The sequence below is a fragment of the Marinobacter sp. EVN1 genome (assembly GCF_000475375.1).
GTDB classification, from domain to species: Bacteria; Pseudomonadota; Gammaproteobacteria; order Pseudomonadales; family Oleiphilaceae; genus Marinobacter; species Marinobacter nauticus.
The window spans coordinates 239,553-258,852 of the sequence record NZ_AXCB01000012.1 but is presented as its reverse complement, the minus strand read 5'-3'; the positions used below and the strand labels follow the sequence as shown (position 1 = coordinate 258,852).

Below are 19,300 nucleotides of genomic sequence, written 5' to 3'. Positions count from 1 at the left end.
AACAGTCAATGGAATGGACCAGCTGTCTGACGATGCTCAACTCCAACCGTAACGGTGCAACAGGCCGTTCAACCAGTGTAGCCATAATAACCTATACGCTGGCCTGGCTAGCGGCTTTGTTGTTCGTTAATCCAGGCCTCGCTCTGGCCCAGGAGACGGACACAAAATCAGCCTATATCGCGGGTTCGGGAAACGCTGCGCTGGATGATCATGTTGCCCGGCTTCTATCAGAACAGCTGGGCGACCAAATAGCATTGGAGCCATTGGTTGAGAGCCAGATCGCTATCCTGAAAGATGTACCGGTTATCGCGATCGGGCCTGCGGTATTCTCACGGGTACGCCAAGCCAACAGGGATCTGCCTATAATGGCATTACTGGTTGAAAGGGAGTTTATCGAAGGCTATGCCACGCGCTCTGCCGGCCAGGTTTCTGCGGTGTATTACGACGTACCTTTGTTGCGTCAAGCACTGACCGGCAAGGTCATTTTGCCTCAGGCAACCCGCGTGGCCATGCTTGCCACGACCGAAAGCGTAGAGCTTTATGAGCCCCTGATTGATCAACTGGCCCCCTATGGCCTGGAAGCCAAGGTGTTTATTGCCGATACTGAGGATCAGCTTATTCCAAGCCTGATTCGAGCTCTCAGCTTCGGCGACTTCCTGCTTGCCGGCCCGGATGATGCCATCTATAACCCCCGGAATATCAAACACATTCTGCTGACAGCCTATCGTAGGAACAAGATCCTTATCGGCCCGAGCCAGGCCTATGTGAAGGCCGGCGCCCTCGCCTCCAGCTATGCGCCGTTCAATGAGATGGCTGAGCTTGCAGCCAGCCACTTGATAGCATATTTCGAAAACGGATCCTTCCCGGCGCCGACCTATTCGGAAGAATATCGGGTTGAAGTAAACCAGCAGGTCGCTCGATCCCTGAATATCCCACTGCCAAAAAGAGAGTGGATTGCCGAGGCGGTACAGAACATGATTAACGAGAACGACCAGGAGGCAGGCCAATGAGCAACACAGCCAGCACTCCCGGCATGTCACTGTCGCGTCGCCTGCTCCTGCTTGGCGCCCTGCCAGCGGTTGTGATTTTTGTGGCGTTGATGGTTTTCTTTACGTCAGCCCGCCTCGAAGATGCCCGCCGCGACCTGACCGACAGCAGCCAGATGCTCGCCGATAGCCTCGCCCCGGCGTTGGAGTATGCCGTGGTAGCGGGTAACTCGACCGCTCTGGAACAGGTCCTCGAGCAGTCACTGAAGCGCAGCAAGGTGGACTGGATTCGCGTAACCGACGTGGTCGGCGAGGAGCTAGGTTTTGTCAGCCGTGGTATTGAGGCTTCTGACACGACATCGGGGACCTTCGACATCTATGAAGCCGAGATTCTGCAAGAACCCCTTGAGCTCGGCTCCGCTGGCGCCGGTGACTGGTTTACGGGCGGCTGGAACTTGAACTCCGGATCGCTTCGGGTCGGACTGGTGCAAGTCGGGGTGAACCCCGACGTTCTGGAAACCCGACAACAGGATATTCTCTGGAGCTCCCTGACCGTGGGCTTTGCCTTGCTGCTGTTCAGCCTGCTGCTGGCGAACCATTTCCTGAGCAATATTCTTCAACCCATGCAACAGCTGTCGAACCGCGTTGGCAAGCTGATTGTTGGTGATTACACCACGCAACCGGTTTCCAGCAAGGGCAGTGCGCGGGAAATTTCGGAGATAGAGCAACAATTGAACGAGCTCGCGGCGCACCTCGAGCAGCTTCGGTCGGCCCGAGACCAGACCCTGGCAATTTCCGAGACTGCCCGGGAGAAAGCGGAACACGCCAGCCAGGCCAAGTCAGAATTTCTCGCCACGATGAGCCACGAACTTCGCACGCCCCTGAACGGGGTGCTCGGCATGGTTGACCTGATTCATGAAGAGCCGCTGACCAAACGTCAGAGCGACTACCTGACCACAGCGCGCCAATCCACGGAAGACCTGCTGACCGTGATCTCCGATATTCTGGATTACGCAAGAATGGACAATGGCAACCTGGTACTGGATCAGCAGCCCTTTGACCTTCACAGTCTATTTACCAACTGCGTTGCCTCCTACCGTCACGCTGCAGAAAAGCAGGGCCTGAGCCTGGATCTCCAGTTCCTGGGTGAATGGCCACGGCACCCTACCGTCATTGGCGATGCGCCGCGGGTGAGACAGATCCTTGCCGGGCTTATCGACAACTCCCTGAAGTTTACCAGCGAAGGTTTTGTCGGCATTCGGGTGAACTGGCTTGAGCTGGAAAATCATTGCGTGCTCGTCCAGTGTTCAGTTAAAGATTCAGGCTCCGGTATTCCGGCGGAGCGCCTGCAAAGTGTCTTTAACAGCTTTGAGCAGCTGGACGCCGGTGACACCCGGGCTCACGGTGGCACCGGACTCGGGCTGTCGCTGGTTCAGCGCCTGGTCGAACTGATGGGCGGGCACGTACAAGTGGAGTCCGACATCGGCCAGGGTTCCTCGTTCCGGTTTGAATTGCCGTTCGAAATGGCCTATCAGAATCCCCCAATCGATGAGCCACGGGAACAGGTTGCTGGTACTGCGCGGGCCCTGGTGGTTGAAGACAACCTGGTCAACCAGAAAGTAACGGAAGCCCTGTTGCGCAAGTTCGGGTTCCAGACCGAGTGCGTTAGCAACGGCACCGATGCGGTTAGCCGGATTAAAAATGACCACGAAGGTTACGATGTCATTCTGATGGACTGCCAGATGCCAGTCATGGATGGCTATGACGCCACCCGAATGATCCGGGACTGGGAACAGGGAAATGGTCAGAGCGGTATACCCATTATCGCGCTGACCGCAGACGTGTCGGAAGAAACCGAGAAAGCCTGCAAAGAGGCCGGGATGAACGACTATCTGACCAAGCCCGTGCGCAGGGATACGCTCCGGGACGTGCTCTCTCGCTGGATTCGCGTGTAACCTCAAGCGCCGGAGCTGGCAAGTTTACCCTCCGGCGCTAATCGAAGTATCAGGCCACCGGCTCTCGCATGGTGACGAACTCTTCAGCGGATGTCGGGTGAATGCCCATCGTGGCGTCAAACTGGGCCTTGGTGGCACCGGCTTTAATAGCCACCGCCAGTCCCTGGATGATTTCACCGGCATCGGGCCCAACCATATGGGCACCCAGTACCTTGTCTGAGCTATCGTCCACAATCAGCTTCATCAGACAACGCTCATCACGGCCGCTCAGGGTGTACTTCATGGGGCGAAACTCCGAACGGTAAATCCGCAGCGAATGCCCCGCGTCTTGCGCTTCTTTCTCGGTTAACCCGACCGTTCCGATATTAGGCTGACAGAAGACAGCCGTGGGTATGGCGCTGTAGTCCATATCACCCTGGCCATCACCAAACAGCCGCCGGGACAGCACCATGGCCTGCGCCAGCGCAACCGGCGTTAGCTGTGGCGTTCCGATGACATCACCGAGGGCTGAGATGGACGGTATCGCCGTCTGGAAATGATCGTTCACCTCAATATGGCCGGAGGCATTGAGCTCCACCCCCAGATCCGTCAGCCCCAATCCGTCCACCAGAGCTCGGCGACCTGTCGCCGCCATAACCAGCCCGGTCTCCAGGCTGCTGCCGTCACTCAGGTTGACCTGGTAGTGAGCATTGAGCTGTTCGACGGATTCAATGGTGACATTGAACCTGAGATCCACGCCTTTCTTGCGCATCTCCTGTTCCGTGAACTTGCGGATATCCTCGTCAAACCCCCGCAGGAACAGTTCGCCGCGATACAGCAGTGTAGTCTCCACACCGAGGCCTGCGAGAATGCCGGCAAATTCGACGGCAATATAGCCACCGCCCCAGACCACGGCGTGGCGCGGTAACTGTGGCAGGTAAAACATCTCATTGGAGGTGAGCAGAAGCTCCTTGCCGGGAATATCCGGAACCACCGGCCAGCTGCCGGTGGCGACCGTGATGTGCGCGGCCGAATAGGCTTTCTCGCCAACCATCACGGTATGCGGGTCGCGGATACTGGCCGTACCCTCAATGATGGTAACACCGGCGTTCTCGAGCAATCGGCCATAGATGCCATTCAGACGTTCAATCTCGGCATTCTTGTTGGCCACCAGTGTTGGCCAGTCAAACGTCACATCGCCTGTTGGCACAGACCAGCCGTATCCATGTGCATCTTCGAGCTCTTCCCTGACGTGCGCTCCGTAGACAAAGAGTTTTTTCGGAACACATCCCACGTTAACGCAGGTGCCCCCCAGATAACGGGATTCCACCACCGCCACCCGGGCACCGCGCTGGGCCGACATGCGGGCAAGCCGAACACCGCCGGACCCGGCGCCGATAACGATCAGATCAAAATCATGGCTCTCAGACACTGTTTCTCCTGTCTACCTCAAGATTGCTGTTGCAGCGGCTCGCTCGAATGATCATCGGCCGCAAGAACTTCCCGGAACAACACGTGATCTTCAAAATCACCAAGCCGGATCTTGCCCAGGCTGCGGAATCCCTCGGATTCATAAAACGGCAGGTAGCGGCTGTTCCCGGTATCGAGTACCAGCCCGCTGCCCCGGGGATTTTCCTCACACAGGCGCTCGACCGCCTGCAGCAACATCCGACCATACCCCTTGTGCTGGTATTTTGGGTTGACCCCCATCAACGGCAACTGATGCGCCTGCCTCTGCGGCAAAAGGTCGCGAATCCTGCGATGATACTCAAGATACCGGCGCGTGGATGAGAAGCCCGCCGTCAGTACCATACGCACCCGCCAGCCGAGCTGGTCTGCCAGGTTCAGCCTGAGTTCCGGCTCACCCACAAACGCAACCGCGACCAGGGTTTCGTCCACCATCACACCGATGGCATCCTGATTCAGCTCCAGATACAGGTCGATCAGTTCCCGGATGGTCGCCCTCACCCGCTGGCTATAACCGGCTTTCCGGTGATCGAACAGATACTGGAATGTAGGTTCTTCCCGGTAGGCATGAAACAGCACCGATTGGGCCTCGTTTCGTGCGGTCTCGTCCAGGCGTACCAGAACAGCTTCAGCATTATTGTTGTTGTCTGCCATTGTGTTGCTCCCTCACTAGTGTGGGTCTACGCTTGCCTGTCAGATTGCCAGCGTAAGCCTCACGGATACCTGCCCGGGCCCATTGCCCCGATCCAGTGCGGCCTGGTCAATCACCACGCCATGATTACTGTGCAAACGCTCAAGCCAGGCTGCCACGTCAGCGTAGGAGGCGTTTTCAAGCCAGACCCGGATGGCATCCTCTCCGCTGGGCTCGAACCGTTGCAAGGAAAGCCCGGCTTCCCCGGCTGAACGAGTCACCAGGGCCATCAGAGCCCGTCCGTCTTCCGGTTTATCAGCTCCTGCGGCGGTTGTGGCTGCGCCACCGGCCGTGCCCAGACGCTGAATGGTCGTCTCATTGGCCTGCATCCAGGCCAGCAGCTCTGCGGCATTCTCACGGCTTGAGGCCGCCCGATCATGAAACTGAGTAATCGGCTGCCAGATCAGCAGATAAATCAATGCCAGCAACAGGGCAATGCCCAGAACGGTCAATGCCTGACGGTCTCGGGTGGGTAACTGATCATAGCGGGCAATCAGTTTGCCGACGGCCGGTTGATCCTTGATACGTGACCACATGGGCTTATCCTCCTGAAACCGTCAGGCGGCCACGGGCGCCGCTGGATTCGTTGACCACCGAACCGATCTGGGCCTGCAGCCCCTCACTCGCCAATCCATTACGCAGACGGCTTAACCGATCATAACTGTCAGCCCGGATATCGACCACGAGTTCACCCCGGCTCCGGCTGTAGTTAATGGAGTTAAAGGTAACCGCTCCGGGATTCTGTAACCGGCCGTACTGGTCGCCGGTGTATTTCATCAGGGTGATAAAATCCACTTCCGGGCCCTGGGAGCCAGCAACCCGTAACTGGCCTTCGATAACACGTCGTACGTTTCCGGCATGGGTTCGGCGGTCCGAGGGAAACGCATTCCGGTAAACCGACATGGCCTGGCTTTCAAGCTGCTCCGCCTGCTGCTGGTGATAGACTCCCATACCGATCTCCAGCCCCATCTGGATCACAAACCAGAGAGAAGCCACGGCAATGAGAGGTTTCCAGGGTTTAAGGGGGCTACTGCCCTCGGCCTTGAGCGAGAACGCCCCCTGGCACAGATTAACGGGCTGGCTCAGGTGATGGTGATACGACCAGGCCAGGAACTCGGTTACCGAGAACTCCAACGGCTTCTTTTCGATACGCATGTGGCCAGTGCTTCCCGAAAGCTCGCTGACCAGGGTCTGCCTCGCGTCCAGATCCGCCTCTGCACCGTAGAGCTGCACCGGAATTTCCGCCACCACTTCGTCAGACGATGGCGCGGCAAGTGTAACTGCAAGCAGCGGAAGATTGTCCGCCTGCATGCGCAGCCACTCTCCCCGCTGGCTCTGCAGAAGGGCTGAATCCGCATCCAGGCAGATCACCCATCCGGATTCCGCCGCAGGCAACAGCGAAGCATCGGGATAAATGGCCTCCAAGCGCGCGTGATACCAGCCAGAAAACAGTTGCCGCCAGCGGGCCATCTGCTCGCGATCGATGGCAGCAACCCGGTAGCCCTCAGGCGTGTGCGGCCCCAGCGCGAGATGAACCGAGTCAATGTCCTGGGCTAACTGCTCCTCAACGGCATACGGCAGGGCCTGCTGAATAAAACGGGTCTGTTTCGCCGGTATATCTGCCAGACAGAAAACCGCCTCATCACCGGGAATCAGCCCAATCAGCAGCACTTTCTCCAGCGCATTCTGTGCCAGCGTTTGCTCGATATGCTCCCGTGTATCAGCCGTGCCTCTGGCCTGGGCATCGCCACTGGCATCCTGAAGCACCCAGCTGAACAGCTGGGCATCGGGGCTCTGGTCCGGGTCCGCATACGGAGGCACCGGCCGGACAAAAAGGCGGTAAGACATGGTTATCCTTCTGAGAAAGTGTAAGGTTCCTTGGTGATGCGATTCTTCTGCCCGGTATCCCTGTGAACCGTCCGGACTTCGCCCTCCGGGTTTCTATACACGGTGCTGACCATATTAACGACACGATTATCGTAGGTAATCCGCGAGACAACTTCAAAAAAACGGGTCTGAAGCGTTAACCCGTTGGCTTTCAGCCCCATCCCTGAGAACTCCGGCAGAGCCAGGAAATCCTGAAGGTTTTCAAATCGTTCTTCTTCGCGCTTGGCAATAATCGATTCCGCCTGAGCCTCGTTCATATCCTCGTGCAGAGTCATCAATACCGGCGCCGTCGCCGTATTCACGTTAATGCCGACACCGGAGACTGGCAACGCCACCAGATGAGGCCGCAGCGCGGCGTAGATTTCCTCGGTCATGCCTTCAATCAGCCGCAACTCGGTAATTGAAACAAAGGGCTGGTTGCCAGTGCGATACGGCGGGTCTGCCATCAGATACTGGCCGTCTTCTGCGCCATAAGCGCTGACGGTCTGGTCGTCGGCGTCCATCCAGTCAATGAGCGGGTCTACGGTCAGGCCGGTAATACCGAGGGCACGAAATAACCGGGTTAGCCGGTCTTTGGTGATGGGGTCCACTTCTCCGCTGGCAGTCACCAGATCATTGAGGTTGATTCTTCCTCCCAGATCATCGATCTGAACCTCGGCAACGCCATTGTCGTCCAGAGGCAGAATGGCAGCGTGCATGGCCCAGAACTCATCCGGGCTATCGACCATCACACTGTCTTCCTTGTCCTCTTCGTAGTCCCGAACCAAAATGCGCTTGGCAAATTCTTCAGCCCCCAGGGCAATACTCTGGCCCTGTTGTTGCGCCAGATAGTGGCCGGCCTTGAACACTCGCAGGCTCTGCTGGCGGGTCATGCCCGATGCCATCAGAACCACCAGGGCCATCGCCAGCAGCACCATGATCAGGGCAACGCCCTGCTGCCGGTTCCTGGCAAACCTAATCATTACCGGACACCCCGCCCTCGGCCTGGCCAGTGCCTTCCTCAGCCGCTTCTTCTTCCGACTCGGTCTGAGTTTCCTGTTGCTGATTGATCACCGCCTGGGCTTGCGACGGTTCAAAATCCGGTAGACTGAATGTACGGATCAACTCACCAAATCGTTCATGTTCCAGCGTGATCTCAATCCCCCGGGGCAGAGAGATATCGGGCCGGGTTCCGGGCGTCATCTGGGCCAGAGTATCCTCTTCGGGCCATTGCTCCTGCCAGTTACCATTCTCATCCAGAAACCGGATTTCAAACTCCAGAACCTGCTCCAGCATCAGGATATCCAGGCTCTCGTCTTCCTGCCCCTGATCCACCACAGGCCAGTACCGACGGCGCAGTTCCGTCCCTGTGTATTCCCAGCCCACGCGCTGCAGACCGCTGCGCCGGAGACCGAGCGGATTGCGCCAGCCCTGGCGGGTCAACATCAACACAAACGCATCGTCCCGGGAGGTTAAGGACGGAGAATAGTCACCATACACATCCCGGGCAGGCCGGTTGATGATCTGGGTGATATCCCGCTCCAGCAGCAGCATGGTTTTCTGCAAGCCGTCGAATGCCTGGGCAACCTCATCCACCCGGTCCCTGGAGTTCATCACACTGCTCACCACCTGCCACACACCCAGCCCGATCACCGCTGTGATGGTGACAGCAATCAGTACCTCCATCAGCGTGAAGCCAGACTCCCCGGATATCTTAAGCTGGCGCGCTGGCAAGCCCATCAGGTTTCCCCCAGGAAGGCGGCCAGGGTATGAACGGCAAATGGTTCTGATTGCGCCCCGGAGTATTTGGCCACGGTTACCTCAACCCGGCGCATGGTGGGCTCTGCCGTGGCTTCAACAACGGTGGTGACCCGCCAGCGGAAATTGCCGAAATCAGTGTCTTCAGAGTTTTCCGAAATCCCCGGCAATTCATCCTGAAGCCGCAGTTCGTTAATCCGGTTTTCGGCGACCCAGCCTGCCAGCGTCTTGTCCCGTATGCGCTCGAAGCTGGTGATGTAATTCCCGCCTACTTCAGCAGCAGCCGTTGCAATCAGCCCGAACACGAGCAGCGCAACGAGCACTTCAATCAGGGTGAAACCACGCTGGCGCTTATTCATGACTCATCCCCGGAACCGGGCTTTCGCCATTCCAATGGCGAGACGCCATCTGAAGCAACCACGTGCATGAGGTCGGTATCTCGGCCCAGGGTGAACTCGATTTCAAACGGTGTGGTTTCACCGCTGGAGAAGAACACCACGTCTGGCCTGAGCCGATCCTCGGCTGAGGCCAGACGCGGGGCGTCACTTTCAATGTACTGTGTGACGGTCAGCCATTCCGGCAGGGTTCGCTTGTGGAATATACGCTCACCTGAGGATTTCCACTCGCCCGTCGCATCCTGAAACGCCACAAACCGATAGCCGTCCTCTTCCAGTAGCAAGCCCATTTCCAGGTTATTGAGAACCGCCTGTTCCTGTGCCGTTTGCATCAGCAGGTAGAGTTCCCGCACCTGGTTTTCCAGTTCACGCTGCTGGGAACTGCCGGCCATATTGAACACCGCCAGCGCCGCCAGCAGTCCGACAATAATCAGGACTACCAGTATCTCGATCAGCGTAAAGCCGTTTTGGTCAGCCCTGCGGCCCACAATCAATCAGTTCCCGCTTTCCCAGACACTGATATCAGCCGCATCGCCATCACCGCCTTCCTGGCCGTCAGAACCGTAGGAATACAGATCGTAGGGCCCGTCTACACCGGGGCTGACGTACTGGTAGTTGTTACCCCAGGGGTCTTCCGGAACGTTTTTCAGATAGCCGTCCGGATTCCAGTTTTTCGGCTCGGGGCTGCCACTGGGCTTGTTCACCAGCGCTTCCAGGCCTTGCTGGGTAGAGGGATAGTGGCTGTTGTCCAGCCGATACAGGTCCAGTGCGTTGGCGATGTTGCTGATCTGGGTTTCAGCAACTGTGACTTTAGCCTGGTCGCTGCGCCCCATGATGTTCGGCGCCACAATCGCCACCAACAGGCCGAGAATGACCATCACAACCATGATTTCGATCAGGGTGAAGCCTTTGCTGCGGGCCAGCGCTTTAGGTTGTTTCATGCTCATAGTTTCACTCATCTTGGATCCGTTGTTTCTCGTCGCTTTCAGAAAGGTTTTCTGGCTTCCTTGCTGGCCAGGCGGCGGGCCTTTATCCCACCAGGTTACTCATGTTGAGAATCGGCAGCATGATCGCCAGAACGATAATCAGCACCACCGCCCCCATGAACAGCAGCATCATGGGTTCAAACAGCCCCACGATAGCGGCGATCTTGGATTGCAGGGTGTTTTCCTGCATCCTGGCCGTGCGTTCCAGCATGCTGTCCAGCTCGCCACTGGCCTCGCCACTGGCAATCATATGCAACATCATCGGCGGGAAGTAACCGGTCTGGTCCAGTGAGCGGTGCAACGACCCGCCTTCACTCACCTTTCGGGCAGCCTCCCGTAGTTCCTGCCGGAGAAAATCATTGGAAAGCACCTCCCCGGCAATGCGCATGGCTTCAACCAGCGGTACGCCACTGGTGGTCAGAATGCTCAGGGTACTGGCGTAGCGGGCCGTATTCACGCCCCGCACCATGCCTGCAAAGAGTGGCAGGTGCAGCAGCCGTTTGTGGAATTTCAGGCGCACAGCCGGCTTGGTTAACGCGAACCGGAATCCGATGACCGCCACCACCAGCAACACAAGAAGGTAGACCCCGAAACTGCCGAGAAATTCCGACACCGAGAGCATGGCTACGGTCAGGCCAGGCAGTTCCTGCCCCTGTTTCAGAAAGACTTCAATAATGTCGGGCACCACATAGGTGAGCAGAAACACCACGATGGCAATGGCCACGACACTCAGGATAATCGGGTAAATGGCAGCCAACTGGATTTTCTGGCGGGCTTCCTGGCGGCTTTCTGTATAGTCCGCCAGCCGGTTCAGTACCAGGTCCAGATGCCCTGCGTGCTCACCAGCCGCGACCGTGGAGCGGTAAAGCCGGGGAAACGCCTTGGGGAATTCACCGAAGCTGTCCGCCAGTGTGTAGCCTTCCATCACTTTGGCGCGGATGGCGATCAGCATGCTGCGAATTCGGGGTTTGGTGGACTGCTGGGCGGCCGCGCTCAGTGCCTGCTCGACCGGAATCCCGGACTGGATGAGCGTGGCCAGCTGCCGGGTGACCAGGGCAAGATCAGCCGCGCCCAGAGAACCGCGACTGCTCAGTGGGTTGCTGCGGGCCTGTTTTTCAACGGCAGCTTCCACCGCCAGTGGGGTCAGACCCTTTTCCCGGAGTTGCTGGCGCACCGCCCTGGGCGCGTCGGCTTCCAGCACGCCCTGTTTCTGCTTGCCTCTGGCATCCAGTGCTTTGTATTCGTAGGCCGGCATGGATTACTGGCTCCGGTGGGTCACACGCAGTACTTCTTCCACCGTGGTTACGCCATCCAGAATCTTCTGAACGCCATCGGCATGAATACTCGGGCTGTGCAGGCGAGCCTCCCGCTCCAGATCCAGCTCCCCTGCCCGTTTATGAATGAGGGTGCTGATTTCTTCCGTGATCTCGACCACTTCGTAGATACCAATCCGGCCCCGATAGCCCAGCTGGTTACAATGTTCACAGCCTTTGGCGCGGAAAATGGTGGGCGGGTTGGCCGGATCCTGCTGCAGGAACTCACAATGCTCTTCGGTAGGAATATAGGGCTCGCGACAGTGGCTACAGAGCACCCGAACCAGCCGTTGCGCCACAATGCCGACAAGACTGGAGGAAATCAGGAAAGGCTCGATGCCCATGTCCATCAAACGGGTAATGGCACCCACGGCAGTATTGGTGTGCAGCGTGGACAGCACCAGGTGACCGGTCAAACTGGCCTGAACGGCGATCTCTGCGGTTTCCAGATCCCGGATTTCACCGATCATCACCACGTCCGGGTCCTGACGCAGAATGGCTCGCAATCCCCGGGCGAAGGTCATATCCACCTTCGGGTTTACCTGGGTCTGGCCAATGCCCGGCAGGTTATATTCGATGGGATCCTCGACCGTCAGGATGTTGCGGCTGCGGTCATTGATTTCCTGCAGCGAGGCGTAAAGCGTGGTGGATTTACCGGAGCCGGTTGGGCCGGTCACCAGCAGTATGCCGTAAGGGCGGTATATCAGCTTGCGCAGGGTTTTCAGGTCCTGGCCGGCCATACCCAGAGATTCCAGGCGAATGGTGCCCGCCTGTTTGTCGAGCAGACGCAGTACCACCCGCTCACCACTGGACGACGGCATGGTCGACACCCGGATGTCGACTTCTCGTCCTGCTACACGCAAGGCAATGCGGCCATCCTGGGGCACCCGCTTCTCTGCAATGTCCAGTTTCGCCATAACCTTGATCCGCGAAACCAGCAACGGTGCCAACGCCCGTTTAGGCTGGACCACTTCCCGCAACACACCGTCAATCCGGAATCGGACAATCAGCTGTTTTTCATAGGTTTCGATATGAACGTCCGAGGCGTTGGTCTTAACGGCCTCAGTAAGAATGGCGTTGATCAGGCGGATAATGGGAGCGTCGTCCTCTTGCTCCAGCAGATCCTCCGTTTCCGGAACCGAATCGGCCAGAGAGGCCAGATCCATGTCGTCACCGATCCCCTCCACCATCTGCATGGCTTCCGCCGAATCGTTCTGATAGGCGGCATTCAGGGCCTGGTCGAAGCGGTCTGACTCAACGGTAGAGAACTTCGCCCGGCCACCGCTAACGCGGTTCGCCTCGGCCAGTGCGGCATGGGAAGCCCCCGGGCGCACGAGAATGACCGGTTCGCCCTCTTCGTTGCGGGTAAGGATGACTCCGTTACGCTTGGCGAAAGTAAAGGGAAGTCTGCCCAGCGGCGCATCCTGCGGCTGAATGTCGGTTTGGGTGGTCAAGCTCGTCCTCGTTAAATCCGTCTGATCACTGATTGTTCTTATGGGGCCACCATTTGCGGCGGCCCTCAACGTTGTCAGCGTAAGCAAAAAGGCTACCACAGGAATGGGAACCACTGAACAACTCTATACACTATACTGCCACTAATTCATTGCAGTCTGATAACCTGTGAGCTTTTTACGATTTCCCAATGCATTCAGGAACGCCAATGCTTGCAATCGATCGAAGGACTCCACTGCTACTGGCGGTAGCCGCAGCAGTGGCCATGCTGGCGCTGACCGGCTGGCAAGGCTATCAGTTCTGGCAAAATGAAACCCACCGTACCCTGCCCCAGCCGGCCCGGGAAGCCGCCGACGGTGCAGATCGGGCCAGAACAGTACCCGATGTTCAATTGTCGGATCTCGAGGTCTTCGGTTCCGCAACGGCCACGCCCCAGGCTGAAGATACCAACACGGAGAACCTGCCGGAAACCAATCTGCGCCTGTCCTTGCGGGGAGTATTGGCGGCAGACGGGGATTTCCCCGGCAGCGCCCTGATCGAGGATGACAAAGGCAAAACCGAGGCCTTTCTGGTGGGTGATGAACTGCCCGGAAATGCCACACTTCGCACTGTATTTGCCAATCGGGTCATCATTGAACGATCCGGCAAACTGGAAAACCTCTACTTCCCGGAAACCGAAGATCGCTCCGGAGTCGACTTCGCCAGCAATGACGAGCCTGCTTACGAAGCCCGCCCACAGGAAGAGGTGCAGGTTCAAAGAGCGCGCGCCCAATCCAGCGCCTCATCGGCCGACCAGCAACAACGGCGTGAGGAAATCCGTCAACGGCTGGAACAGTTACGCCAGCGGCTTCAGAACAATAACTGAGGCCCGCCATGGAAGCGGCAAGCAGGTTCACACGTCGCCAGTCCCTGTTGCTTCCCCTTATCCTTGCGGTGTCTGTTGTCAGCGCGCTTGAATTGAGCAACCGCCTGATGACCTATGTGCTGGAAGAATTTGGCGAGGCTGCACACCAGCGGCTTGAGAACTGGCAGCGCCTGCATGCACTGGCCGGCAACGCACCGATAGATCGCCAGCTTCGGTTGGTCAACTCCTTTTTCAACAGGGTGTCCTTCGTCAGCGACATCCGCCACTGGGGTCAGGAAGATTACTGGGCCACGCCCGTTGAATTGCTCACCACCAACGGCGGGGACTGTGAAGACTTCTCGATCGCCAAGTATCTCACCCTGAAGTCCATGGGTGTGCCGGATGACCAACTGCGAATTATCTACGTCAAGGCACTGGAGCTGAACCAGGCCCATATGGTCCTGGCCTGGTATGAAACGCCCGGCTCCGACCCGTTGATTCTCGACAACCTGATCAATGACATTAAACCTGCTTCCCAAAGAAGCGATCTTGAACCGGTGTACAGCTTCAACGGTGAAGGCCTGTGGCTGAATCGCACATCCGGCGATAACGCCAGAATCGGCGATGCCCAGAAGCTCGACCACTGGCGGGATCTCAACGAAAGGCTGACCGACGCCCTGCGCCCATAAGGTGATCGCCCTCTGAATACCGATTGTCGGTAAATGACAGTGCGCTTGTCGCTCTCTGACATTGGTAACGGCCGGCCAGCCGTTAGAATGCCCGCAATTCGATAAAAGATGGAGCAGTACAGAATGCGACGCTGGAATGGATGGGGTGACGATCAGTTCTCACTGGAATTACCGGAGCAAGGTCAGGCATTTCTGGCAGACCGTGTAGGCAGCGGCTCGCCGCTGGCGGATATCACACTGGATGCAGCCTGTGAGCAGGTTCCGGAATCCCGGTTGCCCTCCGATACCCGGGTTGACGATCTGATCGACCGCAGCCCGGAGACCCGGGTCCGACACGCCCGGGGCCAAAGCCTGCCAGACTGGCTGGCCATGCGTAGCGGTGATATTGGCGAGTTCCCTGATGGCGTTGCTTTCCCGAATACCAGCACCGATGTACGTGCCCTGCTCCGTTACGCGAAGGACAAGGATATTCACCTGATCCCCTACGGTGGCGGTACCAGCGTGGCCGGCCACATCAACCCGGTGAATCAGGGAAAGCCGGTTCTGACTGTCAGCCTTGCGAATCTTAACCGGCTGATGGATCTGGATCGGGAAAGCCAGATTGCCACATTCGGAGCAGGCACCCCCGGCCCGCTGGTGGAATCCCAGCTGCGAGCCCATGGCTACACCCTGGGGCACTTCCCCCAGTCGTTCGAACTCTCCACGATTGGCGGCTGGGTGGCGTCCCGTTCCAGTGGCCAGCAGTCGCTGCGGTACGGCCGCATAGAGCAACTGTTCGCCGGCGGACGGATTGAAACCCTGCAAGGTACCCTGACCATTCCCACCATTCCGGCTTCCAGCGCCGGCCCGGATGTGCGGGAAATGATCCTGGGTTCTGAAGGCCGTCTGGGGCTGATCACCGAAGTCAAAGCCCGCATCAGCCGCCTGCCGGAACAGGAAAGCTTTCATGTGGTGTTCTTTCCCACCTGGGATCAGGCCAGAACCGCCGCTCGCAAGCTGGTTCAGAGCCGGGTTCAGCTCTCCATGCTGCGGCTGAGCAATGCCATTGAAACCGAAACCCAGCTGGCGCTAGCCGGACATCCGAAACTGATCGGGCTGCTGGAGCGTTTCCTGGCCTTCCGCGGCGCCGATAATGGCAAATGCATGATGACCTTTGGCGTAACGGGCAGCAAAGCCCAATGCCGCTCAGCGTTGACGGAGGCCCGCAAATTCTGCAGCGACCATAAAGGGGTCTATACCGGCACCAAACTCGGCGCCAAGTGGGCGGAGAAACGCTTCACCATGCCCTACCTGCGGGAAGCCCTGTGGCAAATGGGCTACGCCGTGGACACCCTGGAAACCGCAACCGACTGGGACAACGTTGATCACCTGATGAGCCGGATCGAAACCAACCTCCGGGAAGGGCTGGCAGGCAGGAACGAGCGAACCCACGTTTTTACCCATCTGTCCCACTTTTACGGCCAGGGTTGTTCCATCTACACAACCTATGTTTTCCGGGTTGCGGATAGCTATGACGAGACCCTTAGCCGCTGGCAACATCTGAAAAACTCCACCTCAGACCTGATCGTGCGCAACCGGGGCACGATCAGCCACCAGCATGGCGTAGGCAAGGATCATGCGCCCTTCCTCCCCATCGAAAAGGGCGAATTGGGTATGCGCGCCATTCGTTCGCTCACCCAGAGCTTTGACCCGGATCAGCGCCTGAACCCCAAAACTCTGCTGGATTGAGGTGCTCATGGATCGACAACAGACACTGGAAAACCTGAAAGGCGAAACGCAGACCTTCGATGTGGTAGTGGTCGGCGGCGGTATTACCGGCGCCGGCGTTGCCCGGGAAGCCGCGGGCAGCGGCTTGAAGACGTTGCTGGTGGAACAGAAGGATTTCGCCTGGGGCACCTCCAGCCGCTCCTCCAAGATGGTCCATGGTGGACTTCGCTATCTGGCCAGCGGACACATTGGGCTAACCCGAGATGCTGTGCGCGAACGTGAACGGATGATGCAGGAAGCACCCGGACTGGTCGACCCGCTCCCGTTTCTGATGCCGCACTACAAAGGCAGTTTCCCGGGCCCAGGCCTGTTCCAGGTGCTGCTGGCCATGTACGACCGCCTGGCTGGTACCCGCAGCCACCAGAAATATACGCCGGCAGAAACCCTGAACTGGGTGCCGGGCCTTAACATCAACAACCTGCGCGCCTCCAGCCGCTTTACCGACGCGGTGACGGACGATGCCCGTCTGGTTCAAAGGCTGATTGCCGAAGCCACGCGCGATGGCGCCGTGTGCCTGAACTACGTAACCGCAACCGCCATCAACCGGGACAGTGATGGTGAGGTTTCCGGATTGCGCCTGAACCCAGAGGAAGCCTCAGAACAGGGCGAGATCACAATCCTTACCCGGTGCGTCATTAATGCCACCGGCGCCTGGGCCGATCGGTTACAGAAACAATCAGCGACGGATAACCCGCTCACCATCCGACCGCTCAGAGGCAGCCATCTGGTAATCCCCTGGCAGAAGCTGCCGGTGACCTGCGCGGTGTCCCTGATGCACCCGGATGACCGAAGACCAGTTTTTGCCTTCCCGTGGGCAGGTGCCACAGTTCTGGGCACGACCGATCTCGAACATGCCGAAGATCTGAACCAGGAGCCGGGCATCACCGGTGGGGAAGTCGATTATCTGCTGAAAATTGCTACCCGTTTATTCCCAGGTGCGACCATTGAACGGGCCGACGTGCTGTCCACCTGGGCGGGCGTTCGACCTGTGGTCACTGACGGCGAAGACAAAGCTCCGTCCCGGGAAAACCGGGAACACGCCATCCGACACGACAAGGGCCTGATCAGCATCGCCGGCGGAAAGCTCACAACCTTCCGCCAGATGGCACGACAGGCGTTGGCCGTGGCCCTCGGTGATCAACATGAAGATCGGCTTCGGAGCGACGAGCAACCGGTATTCGCGACCACACCGAAAGACCATAAGCCCGATGACATGCCGGCACTGACCTGGCATCGCCTGGGCGGCTATTACGGCCCGGCTCGCCAGGCTATGTTGAACAACGGTGACGCCACCGAAATCCCGGGTACCGGTTTGCTCTGGGCCGAACTGGAGTGGGCTTGTGAGAAAGAGCAGGTTCTGCATCTGGATGACTTGATGCTGCGGCGAACCCGCCTGGGGCTGATCCTGCCTGACGGGGCTGCCAGTTTACTTTCCGACATCCGGAAACGGTGCCAGAGCCTGCTTGGCTGGGATGATGCCCGCTGGCAACAGGAGCAAGAGCGGTACCTGACGACCTACCGTAAGGCATACCAGCTCCCGCTGGGCGAGGACGCCCGGGATGCCTGAGACTCCACTAATTCTGGCGATCGATAACGGCACCCAGAGCATCCGCGCCCTGCTTTTCGACCCCCAGGGCAACCTGTTAGGCAAAGGTAAACAGGAAATCGAACCTTACTTTTCCGAGCAACCCGGCTGGGCAGAACAGCATCCGGAGTATTTCTGGGACAACCTTGGCATTGCTTGCCAGCAACTCTGGCAAACCACCAGTGCCCGCCCGGAGCAGGTGATGGGCGTGACCGTCACCACGCAACGCGGCACGGTGGTCAACCTTGATCGTGAGGGCAAGCCCCTGCGGCCCGCCATTATCTGGCTGGATCAGCGGCATGCCCGGGTGGATGGGCCGGTGAAAGGCCCCTGGGGCTGGCTGTTCAAGCTTGCCCGCCTGGAGGACACCATTAGCCGCTTCCGGGAAAAAACCCAGGCGAACTGGATTGCGCAGAATCAGCCGGACATCTGGGCGAAAACCCACAAGTACCTTCTGTTATCAGGCTATCTGAACTATCGATTGACCGGTGAATTCCGGGATTCCACCGGCAGCCAGGTGGGCTACCTGCCCTTTGATTATAAACGCCAGCGTTGGGCCGGCCCCCGGGATTTCAAATGGCAGGTGATGCCGGTGACCCCGGGCATGCTGCCTGAACTGATACCACCTGGTGAGCAGATCGGAACCCTGTTGCCTGAGGCTGCAGCGCACCTTGGCCTGCCCGCCGGTTTGCCAGTCATCGCCGCGGCATCGGACAAAGCCTGCGAAATTCTCGGCTCCGGCGGTCTGTCTCCGGAGACTGGCTGCATGAGCTATGGCACCACAGCCACCATCAACACCACCAACGCCCGCTACGTGGAACCCACCCGGTTCATGCCGCCTTATCCGTCTGCCCTGCCCGGACACTACTCCACTGAAGTCATGATCTATCGGGGTTTCTGGATGGTGAGCTGGTTCAAACGGGAATTCGGGCTGCGTGAGCAAAAGCTGGCAGAACAGAAAGGCATTGAACCCGAAGCCCTGTTTGACGAACTGGTGACTGCGGTGCCGCCAGGCTCCATGGGTTTGATGCTACAGCCCTACTGGAGCCCCGGCGTGCGTCAACCTGGCCCGGAGGCCAAGGGTTCCATTATCGGCTTTGGCGACGTGCACACACGAGCTCACGTCTATCGGGCCATACTGGAGGGGCTGGCCTACGCCTTGAAGGAAGGCAAGGAACGCATCGAGAAACGCAGCGGCCAGGCTATCAAGCGGCTGCGAGTAGCAGGCGGCGGCTCCCAGAGTGATGCTGCCATGCAGTTGACGGCGGATATATTTGGCCTGCCGGCGGAACGCCCGCATACCTATGAAACCTCCGGGCTGGGAGCAGCCATTGATGCCGCCGTGGGGCTGGGATTACACCCGGATTTCGACACGGCGGTACGGGCTATGACCAGAACCGGCCGGGTATTCGAGCCCAACCCGGAAGCATCTGCGCTTTATCAACGTCTCTACCGGGAGGTTTATCAGGATATGTATCCCCGCCTGCAACCACTGTACAAAAAGATCCGGGAGATTACTGGCTACCCGCGCTAACCCCAATGGTGACATTTTATTCAATAGAGCCTA

At 58.4% G+C, this 19,300-nt stretch carries 18 protein-coding genes; 7 read left to right on the top strand and 11 right to left on the bottom strand.

Annotated features, from left to right (window positions below):
- The first annotated feature begins 8 nt into the window (after positions 1–8).
- Positions 9–1,010: an ABC transporter substrate-binding protein gene (locus tag Q674_RS26275; protein ID WP_023008291.1), complete on the top strand. Its 1,002-nt coding sequence runs from the start codon at positions 9–11 to the stop codon at positions 1,008–1,010.
- Positions 1,007–2,941, top strand: a complete 1,935-nt coding sequence (locus Q674_RS26270; RefSeq protein ID WP_023008290.1) for an ATP-binding protein — start codon at positions 1,007–1,009, stop codon at positions 2,939–2,941. Before Q674_RS26275 ends, Q674_RS26270 begins: the two co-directional genes overlap by 4 nt.
- A 49-nt stretch (positions 2,942–2,990) precedes the next feature.
- On the opposite strand, the gene gorA is transcribed toward Q674_RS26270, so the two are convergent.
- From gorA to gspE, 11 genes are all read right to left on the bottom strand, one after another.
- A complete protein-coding gene (gene gorA, locus Q674_RS26265; protein WP_023008289.1) occupies positions 2,991–4,352 on the bottom strand; it encodes a glutathione-disulfide reductase in 1,362 nt (453 codons plus the stop codon).
- A gap of 17 nt (positions 4,353–4,369) precedes the next feature.
- Complete coding sequence (locus Q674_RS26260) at positions 4,370–5,041, bottom strand: GNAT family N-acetyltransferase (RefSeq protein ID WP_023008288.1); 672 nt, start codon at positions 5,039–5,041, stop codon at positions 4,370–4,372.
- Between the two features lie 39 nt (positions 5,042–5,080).
- Positions 5,081–5,614: a type II secretion system protein GspM gene (gene gspM / locus Q674_RS26255; RefSeq protein WP_023008287.1), complete on the bottom strand. Its 534-nt coding sequence runs from the start codon at positions 5,612–5,614 to the stop codon at positions 5,081–5,083.
- A 4-nt stretch (positions 5,615–5,618) separates the two neighbouring features.
- Positions 5,619–6,926 carry a type II secretion system protein GspL gene (gene gspL, locus Q674_RS26250; RefSeq protein WP_023008286.1) on the bottom strand — a complete coding sequence of 436 codons (1,308 nt, stop codon included), beginning with the start codon at positions 6,924–6,926 and terminating at the stop codon, positions 5,619–5,621.
- A 2-nt stretch (positions 6,927–6,928) separates the two neighbouring features.
- Positions 6,929–7,927 carry a type II secretion system minor pseudopilin GspK gene (gspK, locus tag Q674_RS26245; RefSeq protein ID WP_023008285.1) on the bottom strand — a complete coding sequence of 333 codons (999 nt, stop codon included), beginning with the start codon at positions 7,925–7,927 and terminating at the stop codon, positions 6,929–6,931.
- The gene (gspJ, locus tag Q674_RS26240) at positions 7,920–8,684 is read right to left on the bottom strand and encodes a type II secretion system minor pseudopilin GspJ (RefSeq protein ID WP_023008284.1); all 765 of its coding nucleotides are present in this window, start codon (positions 8,682–8,684) and stop codon (positions 7,920–7,922) included. The genes gspK and gspJ overlap by 8 nt, the downstream gene beginning before the upstream one ends.
- A complete protein-coding gene (gene gspI / locus Q674_RS26235) occupies positions 8,684–9,061 on the bottom strand; it encodes a type II secretion system minor pseudopilin GspI (protein ID WP_023008283.1) in 378 nt (125 codons plus the stop codon). The genes gspJ and gspI overlap by 1 nt, the downstream gene beginning before the upstream one ends.
- The gene (gspH, locus tag Q674_RS26230; protein ID WP_031209852.1) at positions 9,058–9,585 is read right to left on the bottom strand and encodes a type II secretion system minor pseudopilin GspH; all 528 of its coding nucleotides are present in this window, start codon (positions 9,583–9,585) and stop codon (positions 9,058–9,060) included. Before gspH ends, gspI begins: the two co-directional genes overlap by 4 nt.
- Before the next feature lie 6 nt (positions 9,586–9,591).
- The gene (gene gspG / locus Q674_RS26225; RefSeq protein ID WP_031209851.1) at positions 9,592–10,044 is read right to left on the bottom strand and encodes a type II secretion system major pseudopilin GspG; all 453 of its coding nucleotides are present in this window, start codon (positions 10,042–10,044) and stop codon (positions 9,592–9,594) included.
- Positions 10,045–10,126: 82 nt separating this feature from the next.
- Complete coding sequence (gene gspF, locus Q674_RS26220; protein WP_023008280.1) at positions 10,127–11,338, bottom strand: type II secretion system inner membrane protein GspF; 1,212 nt, start codon at positions 11,336–11,338, stop codon at positions 10,127–10,129.
- 3 nt (positions 11,339–11,341) lie between these two features.
- Positions 11,342–12,850: a type II secretion system ATPase GspE gene (gspE, locus tag Q674_RS26215; protein WP_023008279.1), complete on the bottom strand. Its 1,509-nt coding sequence runs from the start codon at positions 12,848–12,850 to the stop codon at positions 11,342–11,344.
- A 206-nt stretch (positions 12,851–13,056) separates the two neighbouring features.
- Between gspE and Q674_RS26210 the strand changes: the two genes are divergently transcribed.
- From Q674_RS26210 to Q674_RS26190, 5 genes are all read left to right on the top strand, one after another.
- Positions 13,057–13,713, top strand: coding sequence for a type II secretion system protein N (locus Q674_RS26210; protein ID WP_023008278.1), 657 nt, complete (start codon positions 13,057–13,059; stop codon positions 13,711–13,713).
- An 8-nt stretch (positions 13,714–13,721) separates the two neighbouring features.
- Complete coding sequence (locus tag Q674_RS26205) at positions 13,722–14,381, top strand: transglutaminase-like cysteine peptidase (protein ID WP_023008277.1); 660 nt, start codon at positions 13,722–13,724, stop codon at positions 14,379–14,381.
- 123 nt (positions 14,382–14,504) lie between these two features.
- On the top strand, positions 14,505–16,109 hold the full coding sequence (locus tag Q674_RS26200; RefSeq protein ID WP_023008276.1) for an FAD-binding oxidoreductase: 1,605 nt from the start codon (positions 14,505–14,507) through the stop codon (positions 16,107–16,109).
- Positions 16,110–16,116: 7 nt separating this feature from the next.
- A complete protein-coding gene (locus Q674_RS26195) occupies positions 16,117–17,715 on the top strand; it encodes a glycerol-3-phosphate dehydrogenase/oxidase (protein WP_023008275.1) in 1,599 nt (532 codons plus the stop codon).
- Positions 17,708–19,267, top strand: coding sequence for an FGGY-family carbohydrate kinase (locus Q674_RS26190; RefSeq protein ID WP_023008274.1), 1,560 nt, complete (start codon positions 17,708–17,710; stop codon positions 19,265–19,267). The genes Q674_RS26195 and Q674_RS26190 overlap by 8 nt, the downstream gene beginning before the upstream one ends.
- Positions 19,268–19,300 lie beyond the last annotated feature (33 nt).

Excerpts from the sequence above, each read along its gene's own strand:
- Q674_RS26275 (WP_023008291.1), top strand. The coding sequence starts at position 9 with ATGGAATGGACCAGCTGTCTGACGATGCTCAACTCCAACCGTAACGGT.
- Q674_RS26270 (WP_023008290.1), top strand. The coding sequence starts at position 1,007 with ATGAGCAACACAGCCAGCACTCCCGGCATGTCACTGTCGCGTCGCCTG.
- Q674_RS26260 (WP_023008288.1), bottom strand. The coding sequence starts at position 5,041 with ATGGCAGACAACAACAATAATGCTGAAGCTGTTCTGGTACGCCTGGAC.
- gspM (WP_023008287.1), bottom strand. The coding sequence starts at position 5,614 with ATGTGGTCACGTATCAAGGATCAACCGGCCGTCGGCAAACTGATTGCC.
- gspL (WP_023008286.1), bottom strand. The coding sequence starts at position 6,926 with ATGTCTTACCGCCTTTTTGTCCGGCCGGTGCCTCCGTATGCGGACCCG.
- gspK (WP_023008285.1), bottom strand. The coding sequence starts at position 7,927 with ATGATTAGGTTTGCCAGGAACCGGCAGCAGGGCGTTGCCCTGATCATG.
- gspJ (WP_023008284.1), bottom strand. The coding sequence starts at position 8,684 with ATGGGCTTGCCAGCGCGCCAGCTTAAGATATCCGGGGAGTCTGGCTTC.
- gspI (WP_023008283.1), bottom strand. The coding sequence starts at position 9,061 with ATGAATAAGCGCCAGCGTGGTTTCACCCTGATTGAAGTGCTCGTTGCG.
- gspG (WP_031209851.1), bottom strand. The coding sequence starts at position 10,044 with ATGAGCATGAAACAACCTAAAGCGCTGGCCCGCAGCAAAGGCTTCACC.
- gspF (WP_023008280.1), bottom strand. The coding sequence starts at position 11,338 with ATGCCGGCCTACGAATACAAAGCACTGGATGCCAGAGGCAAGCAGAAA.
- Q674_RS26210 (WP_023008278.1), top strand. The coding sequence starts at position 13,057 with ATGCTTGCAATCGATCGAAGGACTCCACTGCTACTGGCGGTAGCCGCA.
- Q674_RS26205 (WP_023008277.1), top strand. The coding sequence starts at position 13,722 with ATGGAAGCGGCAAGCAGGTTCACACGTCGCCAGTCCCTGTTGCTTCCC.
- Q674_RS26200 (WP_023008276.1), top strand. The coding sequence starts at position 14,505 with ATGCGACGCTGGAATGGATGGGGTGACGATCAGTTCTCACTGGAATTA.
- Q674_RS26195 (WP_023008275.1), top strand. The coding sequence starts at position 16,117 with ATGGATCGACAACAGACACTGGAAAACCTGAAAGGCGAAACGCAGACC.
- Q674_RS26190 (WP_023008274.1), top strand. The coding sequence starts at position 17,708 with ATGCCTGAGACTCCACTAATTCTGGCGATCGATAACGGCACCCAGAGC.